This window comes from Methanobrevibacter sp., assembly GCF_045220775.1.
In the GTDB taxonomy this organism is placed as follows: Archaea; Methanobacteriota; Methanobacteria; order Methanobacteriales; family Methanobacteriaceae; genus Methanocatella.
The window spans coordinates 1-11,924 of sequence record NZ_JBGUWC010000064.1; the positions used below are offsets into that span (position 1 = coordinate 1).

General features: G+C 34.7%; 14 protein-coding genes and 1 tRNA gene. 13 read left to right on the plus strand and 2 right to left on the minus strand.

Features of this window, described 5'->3' with window-relative positions:
* The 11 genes from rpsE to ACJROP_RS03555 form a co-directional block, all read left to right on the plus strand.
* On the plus strand, window positions 1-490 hold a 490-nt coding region (gene rpsE, locus ACJROP_RS03505), incomplete at its 5' end, for a 30S ribosomal protein S5 (RefSeq protein ID WP_406534113.1).
* Between the two features lie 12 nt (window positions 491-502).
* On the plus strand, window positions 503-961 hold the full coding sequence (locus ACJROP_RS03510; RefSeq protein WP_406534114.1) for a 50S ribosomal protein L30: 459 nt from the start codon (window positions 503-505) through the stop codon (window positions 959-961).
* A 15-nt stretch (window positions 962-976) separates the two neighbouring features.
* On the plus strand, window positions 977-1,414 hold the full coding sequence (locus tag ACJROP_RS03515) for an uL15m family ribosomal protein (protein WP_406534115.1): 438 nt from the start codon (window positions 977-979) through the stop codon (window positions 1,412-1,414).
* Between the two features lie 31 nt (window positions 1,415-1,445).
* Window positions 1,446-2,804 (plus strand): preprotein translocase subunit SecY, encoded by a 1,359-nt coding sequence (gene secY, locus ACJROP_RS03520; protein ID WP_406534116.1) that lies wholly within the window; start codon window positions 1,446-1,448, stop codon window positions 2,802-2,804.
* Window positions 2,805-2,855: 51 nt separating this feature from the next.
* Window positions 2,856-3,416: an adenylate kinase gene (locus ACJROP_RS03525; RefSeq protein WP_406534117.1), complete on the plus strand. Its 561-nt coding sequence runs from the start codon at window positions 2,856-2,858 to the stop codon at window positions 3,414-3,416.
* Window positions 3,417-3,426: 10 nt separating this feature from the next.
* Window positions 3,427-4,017 carry a DUF106 domain-containing protein gene (locus ACJROP_RS03530; RefSeq protein WP_406534118.1) on the plus strand — a complete coding sequence of 197 codons (591 nt, stop codon included), beginning with the start codon at window positions 3,427-3,429 and terminating at the stop codon, window positions 4,015-4,017.
* 116 nt (window positions 4,018-4,133) lie between these two features.
* Window positions 4,134-4,400 carry a 50S ribosomal protein L34e gene (locus ACJROP_RS03535; protein WP_406531735.1) on the plus strand — a complete coding sequence of 89 codons (267 nt, stop codon included), beginning with the start codon at window positions 4,134-4,136 and terminating at the stop codon, window positions 4,398-4,400.
* Complete coding sequence (gene cmk / locus ACJROP_RS03540; RefSeq protein ID WP_406534119.1) at window positions 4,400-4,921, plus strand: (d)CMP kinase; 522 nt, start codon at window positions 4,400-4,402, stop codon at window positions 4,919-4,921. The genes ACJROP_RS03535 and cmk overlap by 1 nt, the downstream gene beginning before the upstream one ends.
* Window positions 4,922-5,143, plus strand: a complete 222-nt coding sequence (locus ACJROP_RS03545) for a 50S ribosomal protein L14e (protein WP_067043645.1) — start codon at window positions 4,922-4,924, stop codon at window positions 5,141-5,143.
* A 73-nt stretch (window positions 5,144-5,216) separates the two neighbouring features.
* Window positions 5,217-6,182, plus strand: a complete 966-nt coding sequence (locus ACJROP_RS03550; protein WP_406534120.1) for an RNA-guided pseudouridylation complex pseudouridine synthase subunit Cbf5 — start codon at window positions 5,217-5,219, stop codon at window positions 6,180-6,182.
* A gap of 122 nt (window positions 6,183-6,304) precedes the next feature.
* The gene (locus ACJROP_RS03555) at window positions 6,305-8,629 is read left to right on the plus strand and encodes a transglutaminase domain-containing protein (protein WP_406534121.1); all 2,325 of its coding nucleotides are present in this window, start codon (window positions 6,305-6,307) and stop codon (window positions 8,627-8,629) included.
* Between the two features lie 68 nt (window positions 8,630-8,697).
* Here ACJROP_RS03555 and ACJROP_RS03560 read toward each other — a convergent pair whose 3' ends face one another.
* Window positions 8,698-10,467, minus strand: a complete 1,770-nt coding sequence (locus ACJROP_RS03560) for a DUF2207 domain-containing protein (protein ID WP_406534122.1) — start codon at window positions 10,465-10,467, stop codon at window positions 8,698-8,700.
* 14 nt (window positions 10,468-10,481) lie between these two features.
* A complete protein-coding gene (locus ACJROP_RS03565) occupies window positions 10,482-11,045 on the minus strand; it encodes a LemA family protein (protein WP_406534124.1) in 564 nt (187 codons plus the stop codon).
* A gap of 198 nt (window positions 11,046-11,243) precedes the next feature.
* Between ACJROP_RS03565 and ACJROP_RS03570 the strand changes: the two genes are divergently transcribed.
* A tRNA-Ser gene (locus ACJROP_RS03570) sits at window positions 11,244-11,328 on the plus strand.
* Window positions 11,329-11,510: 182 nt separating this feature from the next.
* The coding region (locus tag ACJROP_RS03575) for a 30S ribosomal protein S13 (RefSeq protein WP_406534123.1) at window positions 11,511-11,924 on the plus strand (414 nt) is incomplete at its 3' end.

Genomic DNA, 11,924 nt, shown 5'->3' on the forward strand with positions numbered 1-11,924 from the left:
AGAAGTAATGGATGTTAACTTAGTTCAAAGGATGCATAAATCTGGTAGAAAAGTTAATTTCAGAGTAATTGTTGCTGTAGGTAACAAAAATGGATACGTTGGTTTAGGCCAAGGTAAAGCTAAAGAAGTTGGTCCTGCAATTAGAAAAGCTGTTGATAATGCTAAATACAACATTATTAAAGTTAGAAGAGGTTGCGGAGACTGGGGATGTGTTTGTGGAAGAGAACACACTGTACCTTTCAAAGTACAAGGAAAAACTAGTAGTGTAAGTGTTACATTAATGCCAGCTCCAGCAGGTGTAGGTTTAGTTGTTGGTGATGTTGGTAAAACTATCTTAAAACTCGCTGGTATTAAAGACGTATGGTCCCAAACTTTCGGTCAAACCCAAACTACTGTTAACTTTGCTAATGCAGTATTCGATGCTCTAAAAGAATTAAGTAATGTAAAAGCAAGTCAAGAAGACCTCAAAAAAATGGGAGTCAATTACTAGATGGTGATTACTATGTATTTGGTTATTAGAGTTAGAGGAACTACTGGTGTCATTCAAAAGATTGCTGACACATTAGATATGTTAAGACTTAACAGAATTAGCCACGCAGTCATCGTTGAAGAAAATCCTAGTTATGAAGGAATGCTTCAAAAAGCTAAGGATTACATTACTTGGGGCGAAATTGATGCAGAAACTTTAGCTGCTATCATTGCAAAAAGAGGCAGACTCCCAGGAAATGTGAAAGTTACCGATGAATACGTTGCTGAAAATACTGATTACAAAGATATCGCTGATTTATCTGAAGCTTTAATCGAGTCTAAAGTTAAATTGGCTGATGTTGGAATTAAACCTGTATTCCGTTTACACCCTCCAAGAAAAGGATATGAAGACATCCGTTTATCTGTTAAAGAAGGTGGATCTTTAGGTTACAGGGGAGAAGAAATTAAAGATCTTGCAAAAAGAATGCTTTAAATCAGGTGTATATTTATGATTAGAACAAAACGTAAAATTAACAAACAAAGAGGTTCTAGATCAAACGGTGGAGGCTGTACTAAAAAACGTAGAGGTGCAGGTAACAAAGGTGGTAAAGGAAAAGCCGGTATGGGCAAACAACATTGGACTTGGACTGTAATCCACGACCCTAACCACTTTGGTAAACACGGTTTCAAAAGACCTCAAAAAATGATTAAAAAAGTTAATGCTGTTAATTTAAGTTACTTAGAAGAACAAGCTGATAATTTAGTTGCTAGCGGCAAAGCATCCCAGGAAGGAGATGCTATCGTAATTGATGTAACTGAATTAGGTTTTGATAAAGTTTTAGCAAAAGGTAAAATCACTAAAACTTTCAAAATTTCAGCTCCTCAATTTTCAGCATCTGCTATTGAAAAAATTGAAGAATTAGGAGGAGAAGCTATCGAATTATAGCTTTTCTCTTTATAATTATAAGAGGAAAAACATGTCAGCACTAGAAGTTTTAGAGCCAATATTTAAAGTTATTCCTGAAGTCAAATCTCCTGTTCACAGAGAAGATTTCAATGAAAAACTTAAATGGACTGGGCTTGTTTTAGTTTTATACTTTATATTAACACAAATCCCATTATATGGTTTAGCTCCTGGAGCTATTGATTCTTTTGCTCAATTAAGAGCAGTTATGGCTGGAAGTTTCGGTTCCATCCTTACTTTAGGTATTGGACCAATTGTTACTGCATCCATTGTATTGCAATTATTAGTTGGATCCAATCTTTTAGAATTGGATTTATCTTCCCATAAAGATAAATCTCATTTCCAAGCTACTCAAAAAATCCTTTCTATTGTTTTCACAGTATTTGAGGCAAGCGTTTTGGTATTGACCGGGAACCTTGTTCCTATTGACAGTTCATATACTTTAATATTAATTGTCCAACTTGTTGTAGGAGCATTAGTAATCATCTATCTTGATGAAGTTGTTTCAAAATGGGGATTCGGTAGTGGTATTGGTTTGTTCATTGCTGCTGGTGTATGTCAAGCAATCATTGTCGGTACATTCAGTTTCTTAAAAGGTTCTGACGGATTATTGGCTGGAATTATTCCTAAATTTATCCAGCTTGCTAGCGGCGGTACTTATGACTTTTCCATATTAATTCCATTGATTGCAACCATTATCGTATTTATGGTTGTTTTATATGGTGAAGCAATGAGAGTAGAAATTCCTATTTCCCATGGTAGTGTAAGAGGTCACGGAAGAATTAGGGGATCTGTAGGTAAATATCCATTAAAATTTGTATACTCAAGTAACATGCCTGTAATTTTGACAAGTGCATTGCTTGTAAACGTTACCTTGTTTGCAAATATTTTCCAGAAAGTAGGTTTCCCAATTTTAGGTCACCTTAAGAATGGTAAGGCTGTTGATGGTATTGCTTGGTTATTGTCCACTCCTAGTTTATCCATGTTTATAACAGAACCATTGCACGTTCTTATATATGCAGTATTTTTCATTGCATGTTGTATGTTATTCTCTTACTTGTGGGTTGAAATCAGTGGATTAAATGCTAAAAAGATTTCTGAACAACTTTATAGTTCAGGTATTCAGATACCAGGATTCAGAAGTAGTAAACGTCAATTGTATAAAATTTTGAAAAAATATATTCCTGCACTTACCATTTTAAGTGGTATTTATGTAGGTCTTATTGCTTTCCTTGCAGATTTAACCGGTGCTTTAGGTGGAGGTACTGGCGTATTGCTTACTGTAGGTATTCTTCATAAGCTTTATGAGGAAATGGCTGAGGAACAACTCATGTCCGCAAATCCACTTCTTAGGAAATTCTTAGGAGATTAAATTAACTCCTATTTTTTTCTTTTTAACAACAACAATATATGAGGGATAAAATTGAAATTAGTAGTATTAACAGGCATTCCAGGTTCTGGAAGTACAACATTACTTAAAAAAGCACTAGAACAAGTCGATTATGTACATTTAAACTATGGGGACATAATGACTGAAATTGCTATTAAAGAAAATATTGTTGAAGATAGGGATTCTTTAAGAAAATTACCAGCTGAAACACAAAAAGAAATTCAAGCTAAAGCAGCAAAAGAAATTAAAGAAAGGTCTGAAAATGATAATGTTATTGTAGATACACATTGTACCATTAACACTCCTGGCGGATTCTTGCCGGGTCTTCCAATTTGGGTATTAGAAGAATTGCAACCAGATCTTTTCATATTAGTTGAAGCTTATCCTGATGAGATTATTTACAGAAGATTAAATGATGAAACTCGTTCAAGAGATGTCCAAAAAGCTAAAGACATTCAATTACATCAAGAAATGAATAGGGCAACTTCTATGGCTTATGCGACTTTAACCGGTGCTACTGTTAAAATCGTTTCCAACCATGACAATCATTTAAATTCTTCAGTTTCTAAATTAGTAGATGTATTAAATTTATAGAGGTATAATTATGGCTGACCCACTGGGAATGATATGGGATGTTGTCTTTAATGCATTAAATGCCATATTTAATCCAATTCTTGCTTTGGATCCAAATCCTGCCAATCCGGCTTTGACCGTTTTGATTATCGCATTTATAGTTTCATTAATTACAACTGTTGCAAATAAATACTTAGTTGACCAAGATGAACTTAACAGAAAACAACTTGAAATGAAAGAGTTCAATAAGGAACTTAGAGAAGCTCAAAAAAGAGGGGACGGCAAAAAACTTGCTGAAATGCAAGCCAAACAAACTGAAATGATGCAAGAGCAAACTGCCATGATGTCCGACCAATTCAAACCGATGATTGTAACATTAGTTCCAATTTTCTTGATATTCTTCTGGATGAGGTCATCTGCAATTCATGACCTGGTTATAATATTGCCAAAAACTGTATATTGGATTACCTTAACTCCATTTTGGCATTTTATTGGAAAGTTCATGTATGGCGGCGAAGCCACTATTCCTTATGGTATCGGTTGGTTGTTATGGTATTTCATTTGTACTTTTGGTATGAGCCAGATATTAAGAAAATATCTCGGATTCAAACAAGGGTTCTAAATCAACCCAAAAAACTATACCTTTATTAATAATGAAAAATAAATATTATAGCATTCTATTTTGAATACGCTATTACACAATTATTTAAATTATTAAAAATTATTATAGGTGATTAAATGCCTGCAAATAGGTTTAGATCAAGATCATATAAAAGAGTTCATAAAAACACTCCTGGCGGAGAAAATGTTTTAAGATACAAAAAGAAAAAACCATCCAAGCACGTTTGTGCTGAATGTGGTGCAGTATTACATGGAGTTCCTCGTGGACGTCCATACGAAATTGGAAAATTATCAAAAACAGCTAAAAGACCTAACCGTCCTTACGGTGGTTACTTATGTTCAAGCTGTGCTCGTAAAATTTTCAAAAACGAGGCTAGACAATAATGATAATTACTATCGGCGGATTAGCTGGAACCGGAACAACCACTTTAGCTGAGTTGCTAAGTGAAAAATTGGATATTCCATACATCTCTGCGGGTTTTGTTTTTAGGGAAATGGCCGCTGAGAAAGGAATGAGTGTTCTTGAATTCAGTGAGTTTGCCGAAGGTAATGATGATATTGATAAGGAAATTGATAGAAGGCAAGCTGAAAAAGCCAAATCAGCAGATAATTTAATTGTCGAAGGAAGATTATCAGCATTTTTTGTTGACAATGCCGATTTAAAACTTTGGCTAATTACACCATTTGACGTTAGATCAAAAAGAATAGCTGATAGGGAAGAAAAGTCTGTCGATGTGGCAAAAGAGGAAATCATTACTCGTGAAAAAAGCGAAGCCTTAAGATACAAAGAGATCCATAATATTGACATCAGTAATATGGATATTTATGATTTAATTATAAATACTGATAGCTTCAATCCTGAAAGCATATCAGAAATCGTTACAACAACATTAAAGGTGATATAAATGGCATCAATCGAAGTAGGTAGAGTATGTGTTAAAACTGCTGGTAGAGAAGCAGGTGAAAAATGCGCAATCGTTGAAATTATCGATGAAAACTTTGTAGAAGTAATTGGTGAAGCTGTAAAAAACAGAAGATGTAACATCGCTCACTTAGAACCAACTGCAGATTCCATTGATGTTTCTGGTGATGCAGAATCTATCAAAGCAGCTTTAGCTGACTTATAAGTGAATAATTACTAATTATTCATATCTTTTTTTATTTAACTATTTTTTTATTCATTAATTCAAGGTTTTTTTCATGAAGTTTGATATGGTAACCAAATCAAAAAGTTTCACTTCCCCTGATTTCGGATGCAATCCTGAAGATAGGGAGATTAATGAATACATCTCTAAAGGAGTTATCAATTTGGATAAGCCATCTGGTCCGACTTCTCATGAAATCGACTCTTGGGTAAAACGTATTTTAAGTTTGGAAAAATCAGGTCACGGTGGAACCCTAGATCCAAAGGTAACCGGAATATTGCCGGTCGGTTTGGATGATGCTACCCGTGCAATACAACTTCTTTTGACAGCTCCAAAGGAGTATGTCTGCTTATTGACATTCCATCAGGATGTTGATGAGGATAGAATCCGTGAAGTTTTTGCAGAATTTACAGGCAAGATATTTCAGCTTCCGCCTGTAAAATCAGCAGTAAAACGTGAATTGAGGACTCGTAACATCTATTATTCAACAATCTATGAAATTGAAGGGCGTGATGTGCTCTTTAGAATTGGCTGTGAAGCGGGAACATATGTTAGAACATATTGCCACAATATCGGTGAGGCATTAGGCGTCGGAGCCCATATGGCAGAACTTAGAAGAACACAGGTGGGGTCTTTTACAGAAAAGAATAATCTGGTTACGCTTCATGACGTAACCGATGCTTACCATTTCTGGAAAGAAGACGGTGATGAGTCATTTCTGCGTGAAGCCATCATGCCGATGGAGAGGGCTGCAGATCATCTGCCTAAAATCATAATTAAAGATTCAGCGGTGGATGCAATATGTCATGGTGCGGATCTTGCATGCGGTGGAATCGCTTCTCTTGCAGATAACATTCAAAAAAATGATATTGTAGCTATTGAGACTTTAAAAGGAGAATTGGTTGCTTCAGGTAATTCCTTGTTGACTTCTAATGAAATTTTAGAAGCAGATTCAGGTTTTGCTGTTAAGACTTCAAAAGTGTTCATGAAACCGGACACCTATCCAAGATTCTGGAAATAATTGTTTTTAAGGTATTATTTTTCATAAAATTTAAATTTAACCTTTAAAAGATATTATATATATATATAAAAACAATTTTTAAGTGGGGTTATATTATTTTCAATAGAAAAATATTTTTTGCATTGTTTGCGATATTGATTATTGCATTTTCAATTAGTGCTATTCAGGCAACTGATGTCAATATAACTACATTGAACTCCACTAATGAGGATATTATTCAAATTGATGATAGTTCCCAATTCGATGACTTGGAATCTGTTGATACAAATAATTCATCGCTTTCCATGGATGATGCTTCTTTTAGGGAAACTAGCAAAAATCAGACGGAATTCACTTCACCAACAACTAGCGTATATTATACTGGAAGCTATAAGGTGACATTGAAAGATTCAACTTCCAATATTGCATTGCCTAATAAAACTGTTTCTTTTGTTATAAACAATGTCAATTATACTGCAAAAACAGATTCTAATGGTGTTGCCAGCATAAATTTAAAGTTAACTCCCGGCAGCTATGCTGCAAGCGCATATTTTGAAGGGGACGACACGCTAGAATCCAGCAATTTTACTACTGCTTTTAAAGTGTTGCCAACTGTTAAGGCGAGTGATTTGTCAAAATATTATAAGGGAAGCACAAAATACAGTGCAACATTTTACGATAGCCAAGGAAATGCTTTGGCAAACAGGAATGTTAAAATATCTATCAACGGAAAATCATACACAAGAAAGACTAACAGCAACGGTGTTGTGAAAATAGCCGTAAACTTAAAGCCAGGCAAGTATAAAGTCGTTTCCACCGATCCGGTTACTGGATATAAGTTGACCACTACTTTTAGAATATTATCGACAATCAGTTCATCCAACCTCAATAAGGTTGCAGGGGACAGCAAAAAGTTCAGAGTAAAATTCTATAAAAGCAATGGAAAGCCATTGGCTAAAAGGTATGTTAAACTTAAGATCAAAGGCAAAATTCATAAATATAAAACAAGCTCAAAGGGTTGGGTGACACTATCGTTTAACAGCTTTAAAAAGGGCACCTACAAGGTTGTTTGTTATAATAAGGATGGATTATCAAGAAAATATAAGGTTAAAATCTTTAAGAGGAAGGCATCCACTAAGTTAACCACCAATTTTTACAAATTCCTACCAAACGATAATAAGGAAATCAAAGTTAAGTTATCAACTAGTTTAGGGGATGATTCAAATTCTAAAAGAATTATTAAAATCACAATCAATGGAGAGACTTATTCCAGAAAAACAGATGGCAATGGTGTAGTCAATTTCAAATTGCCTTCATTAGAAAAGGGAATTTATAAGGTTAAATATGAATTCAGTGGGAATAAGTTTTTTAAAGCGTCAAAAGTAACTGATTACGTTACAATATTCAATGACACTTCAGTCAGTTCATTGACGGTCAAAAGCACAACCTCCTTTGGTTATGGTGCAGGCACTTTATTTAAAGTGGCTTATACTGCGGATATGGTTCCTTTGGCTAAAAAAACCGTAACATTTAGCATTAATGATAAAACTTACACCAGCACTACGGATTATAATGGAATTGCGTCCATACATATTGATCTGGGAATTGGAAATTATACTGTTAACTATAAGACAAATAATGATTCTGATGTGAATGGAACTTCCGGGTCCTGTGAAATAAACGTTTTTAAAAGAAGCGATTCTAAGCTTACTTGGAAAAGCGGAAGTTCTTTCAAGGATTCTTCACAAACATTTAAGGTTTTATTAACGGATTTAAATGGCACACCTATTTCTGACGGAACCATTGAATTGACCATTGACGGCGAAACATATTATGCAACTACTGGATCAAATGGATATGCAACAATTAAGACTGATGTTCCATTTGGAAAATACAAAATTTCAGTCAAGTTCGTTGGCAATAATGAATATAAGTCTAGTTCCACATCAAAATCCGTAAATGTTAAGCTTTCTAAATTTGGCAATGGGTTAAATCAAAAAAATGCCATTTCTTATTTGAGGGCATATCTCAAGTCATCCAGTCATTGCAAGGTTGGAAATGCAAAGATTAAAGCATTGGTAAAATCATTGACTAAAGGTTTGACCAATAAGGTGGATAAGGCAAAAGCGATATTCAATTATGTGAGGGATACTTTAGGTTATAGCCTTTATTATAATACAAAATATGGTGCGGCAGGCACATTGAAGAATAAAAAAGGAAATTGTGTTGATCATTCACATTTGTTGGTTGCCATGTACAGAACTGCCGGTTTTAAAGCGAGATATGTTCACGGGGTATGTCATTTCAAAAGCGGAAACACTTATGGGCATGTTTGGGCTCAGGTTTTAGTCGGCAAGACTTGGGTTTGTGCAGATGCGACCTCTTATGATAACGAGTTGGGAAGAATCTCCGATTGGAATACCAATTCTTATAAGATACATGCTAAATATAGGAGTCTCCCATTCTGACCTTATTTTTTTAGTTTGCAGAATTAGATTTTAATATATGTTAAAAATAAAAAAAGAAAATGGAAAAGCTAGAAAGCTCCTCCACCTCCTCCTCCAGATCCTCCTCCGAAGCCACCAAAGCTTCCTGAGTCTGAAGTAGGATTTGCTGCAGTTTGACCAGTTTCGAATGCGGAATTCATCAGACTGTATCCTCCATAATAGTGGTACATGAATACTCCGTCATTGTATTCTGGGATATCTGGCACTTGCAGTTTCATGGATTCGTAAACCTCTTCAGCTACTCCAAGAGCAGCACCATAAATCAAGTACTTTTTCCAAACAGCTATTGATTCTGGAGGGTATTCTTTAATTAAACTGTAGTCTTCGATGAAGTCCCTGAAATTTTTCCATTTGAGATAGAAGACTCTGCCCTCTTCTGTCCATCTTCCAAAAATATCCTCATCAAAGTGCAGTAGAGCCATTGAAAATATGAATAAAAATATGCCTCCGGCCATCGCATAAATCCCATTTCCAAGATTTGTCATAAGGCCTAAAGCGGCAATTATTATTCCGAAAGCAGCGCCTAAAAGAGCAATTGCACTTATCATTGTCGAACCTGTATCATCAAACAGTTTTGATTTGTCAAGTTGGTTCTCAACGTTTTCTTCCCAATCTTCAATTTTTCCGACAAACCATTTTGCATTGGTTTCTGAGGATAACTTTCCATTTAATTTGGACAGATTTAAAACATTGTCTTTTGAAAAGTGTTCTAATGTATTAAATACAATTTTTTCACTGGAACTCAATTCATCTAATTTCTGATGATTGAATGTTAAAAGCAAGTCATTTAATCCACTATCACTGTCATCTCTGAAGATTTTAAAAGCTTTTTTGTCAATTAAGTTCATTATTGAAGCTTCAAATCCTTTCATATTAGGTTTTCCGATATTGCCCTTATTTTCAATAAATGCATTAATCACTTCTGGCGGGTCATCTGTTGGCAATTCTCTTTCGTAAATTCCATCATAATCTACTTTAGGTTCTCTACCATATCTTAAATAGGTAAATACAGCACCTATTGGGCTTAAAATGGATAATAATCCTAAAACCAGATATGATGTGTTCCAGAAGTTCCTTTCGTTGATGCTGTCATTAAGGTTTTTCATTATCATGTCATGGCCGTCCTTATTAACATGTTTTGCATAAGGAGCATCGTTGAAATCATCAATTGGCATCAACACAAGAAGTTCGTAAAATTCTCCTTCTGGAATGGAAGAACTTTGTGAGGTAATTGTTCTTCCCTGCAATGATGAGGACTCGTTATATTCTTGAGGATTTAGGAAGTATTCATTGCCGTCATCCCCTGGCAGATTTATGATGGAGGTTAAGCTTCCAACGCCAACATCCCATTCTTCACCCCAGAGTTTGTATTGGAGTCCTCCAACATCGTTAAAGAGAGTTACCACTCCACTCATATCATAACTGATGTAAACATTAACATTGCAATCCCTGATGCCTTTGGTATGTGCTGCATCAGAGTATAAATAGATTTTCAAATGTTTATATCCGTTATCATCGCTTTCTTTCAGCACAGGATATGCTCCATCAGCCGAAACCTGGATGTTGTCAATGCTTTCTCCTGATTTCAGGGGAATATCCCTGTAGACTCCATTGAATTTTCCTTCAAATGAATAATCATACCTTTCGTCTACATGAAGTAGACCATTACTTCCAACCGTTAGCTCTATAAATGCTTGATCTATTCTGTAACTTCTGTCATCATCTGCCGAAACGAATGAAATTGTTGAAAATAATATTAAAAAAAGTAAGATTATACAAAATGTTCTTTTAACATTCATATAATCCCGCCCATTTAAAATTTAACTTCAGGAACTGCTTTTTCTGCTTCAGGAGCTTGGAAGAATGATTCTTCATTGAATCCAAACATTTTAGCAATAATGCTGCTTGGGAATTGTTGGCATGCATTATTATATTTTAAAACAACGTCATTATAGAATTGTCTTGCATATGAAATTTTATCTTCAGTATCGGTTAATTCGGCTTGTAATTGTTGGAAATTGCTGTTGGCTTTTAGTTCAGGATAATTTTCAGCAACAGCGAATAATGTTTTTAAAGCACCAGTCAATTGGTTATTTGCTTCACTTGCTTCTTCAACAGAAGATGCATTCATTACGCTGGTTCTTGCTTTTGTTACTTCTTCAAGAACTCCCTTCTCATGACCTGCATAACCTTTGACAGTTTCCACTAGGTTTGGAATTAAATCGTTTCTTCTTTTAAGTTGGACATCGATTTGTGCATAACTGTTTTTTACACGGTTTCTGAGTCCAACGAGGTTGTTGTACATGTGAATTATTGTTACAATAACAAAAATTATTATAATTACTATTACTGCGATTAATATCAAACTCATTTTAATCACCTAATTAATAGTATTAATATAGTTAAAAATATACTTTACTTTTTTAATGATGAAAATATAAATAATTATTTGAAAACCGTTATTTTTTAGAAAATCAGTATTTAAGCAATACCTTTATATATAGGTAAGTAAATATATTATCTTATCATATTATTCTAGATGGTATGATGTGCAAGTATTTGCTGACTATTTTATGCCGAGATAGTCTAGCCTGGTAAGGCGCGAGACTGGAAATCTCGTGGGCGCTCAGCCCTCCTGGGTTCAAATCCCAGTCTCGGCGTTTATTAGTTTTTAACTATATTTTTTTAATATCTAAAAATACTTGTTAAACTGATATTTATTGCACTCTTAGTTTTTTTAAGCTAAGTTTATATTGTTGAAAGAACTGTGTTTTGCTAGCCAAAACATTCGAACCTATTATTTTACGTCTCGTAGGTTCGCTCTATAAATGGAGGTTATTTAATGGAAGACGATTTTAAGCATTTAGTGCGTATTTCAAGAAAGGACGTCGATGGGAATAAAACCATTGAACATGCTTTAACCGATATCAAAGGTGTCGGAATGTCTTTATCTAAAACTATGTGCCGTATTTTAGACTTAGATTTAGATTCTAAAATTGGATATATTGCTGATGAGGACGTTTTAAGGATTGAAGAAATTTTAGAAAACCCACAGAAATTTGATATTCCATCATGGATGTTAAATCGTAGGGAAGACTATGAAACTGGTGATGACATTCACTTAATCGAATCTGATCTCGACATGACTTTAAGGGACGATTTGAACAGAATGAAAAAGACCAGAAGTTACAAAGGTAGAAGACACGAAGTTGGTTTACCTGTTAGAGGTCAAAGAACCAAATCTACTTTCAGAAAA

Bases quoted from the DNA above. Each gene is read 5' to 3' on its own strand.
- ACJROP_RS03510 (WP_406534114.1), top strand. From the start codon at position 503: ATGTATTTGGTTATTAGAGTTAGAGGAACTACTGGTGTCATTCAAAAG.
- ACJROP_RS03515 (WP_406534115.1), top strand. From the start codon at position 977: ATGATTAGAACAAAACGTAAAATTAACAAACAAAGAGGTTCTAGATCA.
- secY (WP_406534116.1), top strand. From the start codon at position 1,446: ATGTCAGCACTAGAAGTTTTAGAGCCAATATTTAAAGTTATTCCTGAA.
- ACJROP_RS03530 (WP_406534118.1), top strand. From the start codon at position 3,427: ATGGCTGACCCACTGGGAATGATATGGGATGTTGTCTTTAATGCATTA.
- ACJROP_RS03535 (WP_406531735.1), top strand. From the start codon at position 4,134: ATGCCTGCAAATAGGTTTAGATCAAGATCATATAAAAGAGTTCATAAA.
- cmk (WP_406534119.1), top strand. From the start codon at position 4,400: ATGATAATTACTATCGGCGGATTAGCTGGAACCGGAACAACCACTTTA.
- ACJROP_RS03545 (WP_067043645.1), top strand. From the start codon at position 4,922: ATGGCATCAATCGAAGTAGGTAGAGTATGTGTTAAAACTGCTGGTAGA.
- ACJROP_RS03550 (WP_406534120.1), top strand. From the start codon at position 5,217: ATGAAGTTTGATATGGTAACCAAATCAAAAAGTTTCACTTCCCCTGAT.
- ACJROP_RS03560 (WP_406534122.1), bottom strand. From the start codon at position 10,467: ATGAATGTTAAAAGAACATTTTGTATAATCTTACTTTTTTTAATATTA.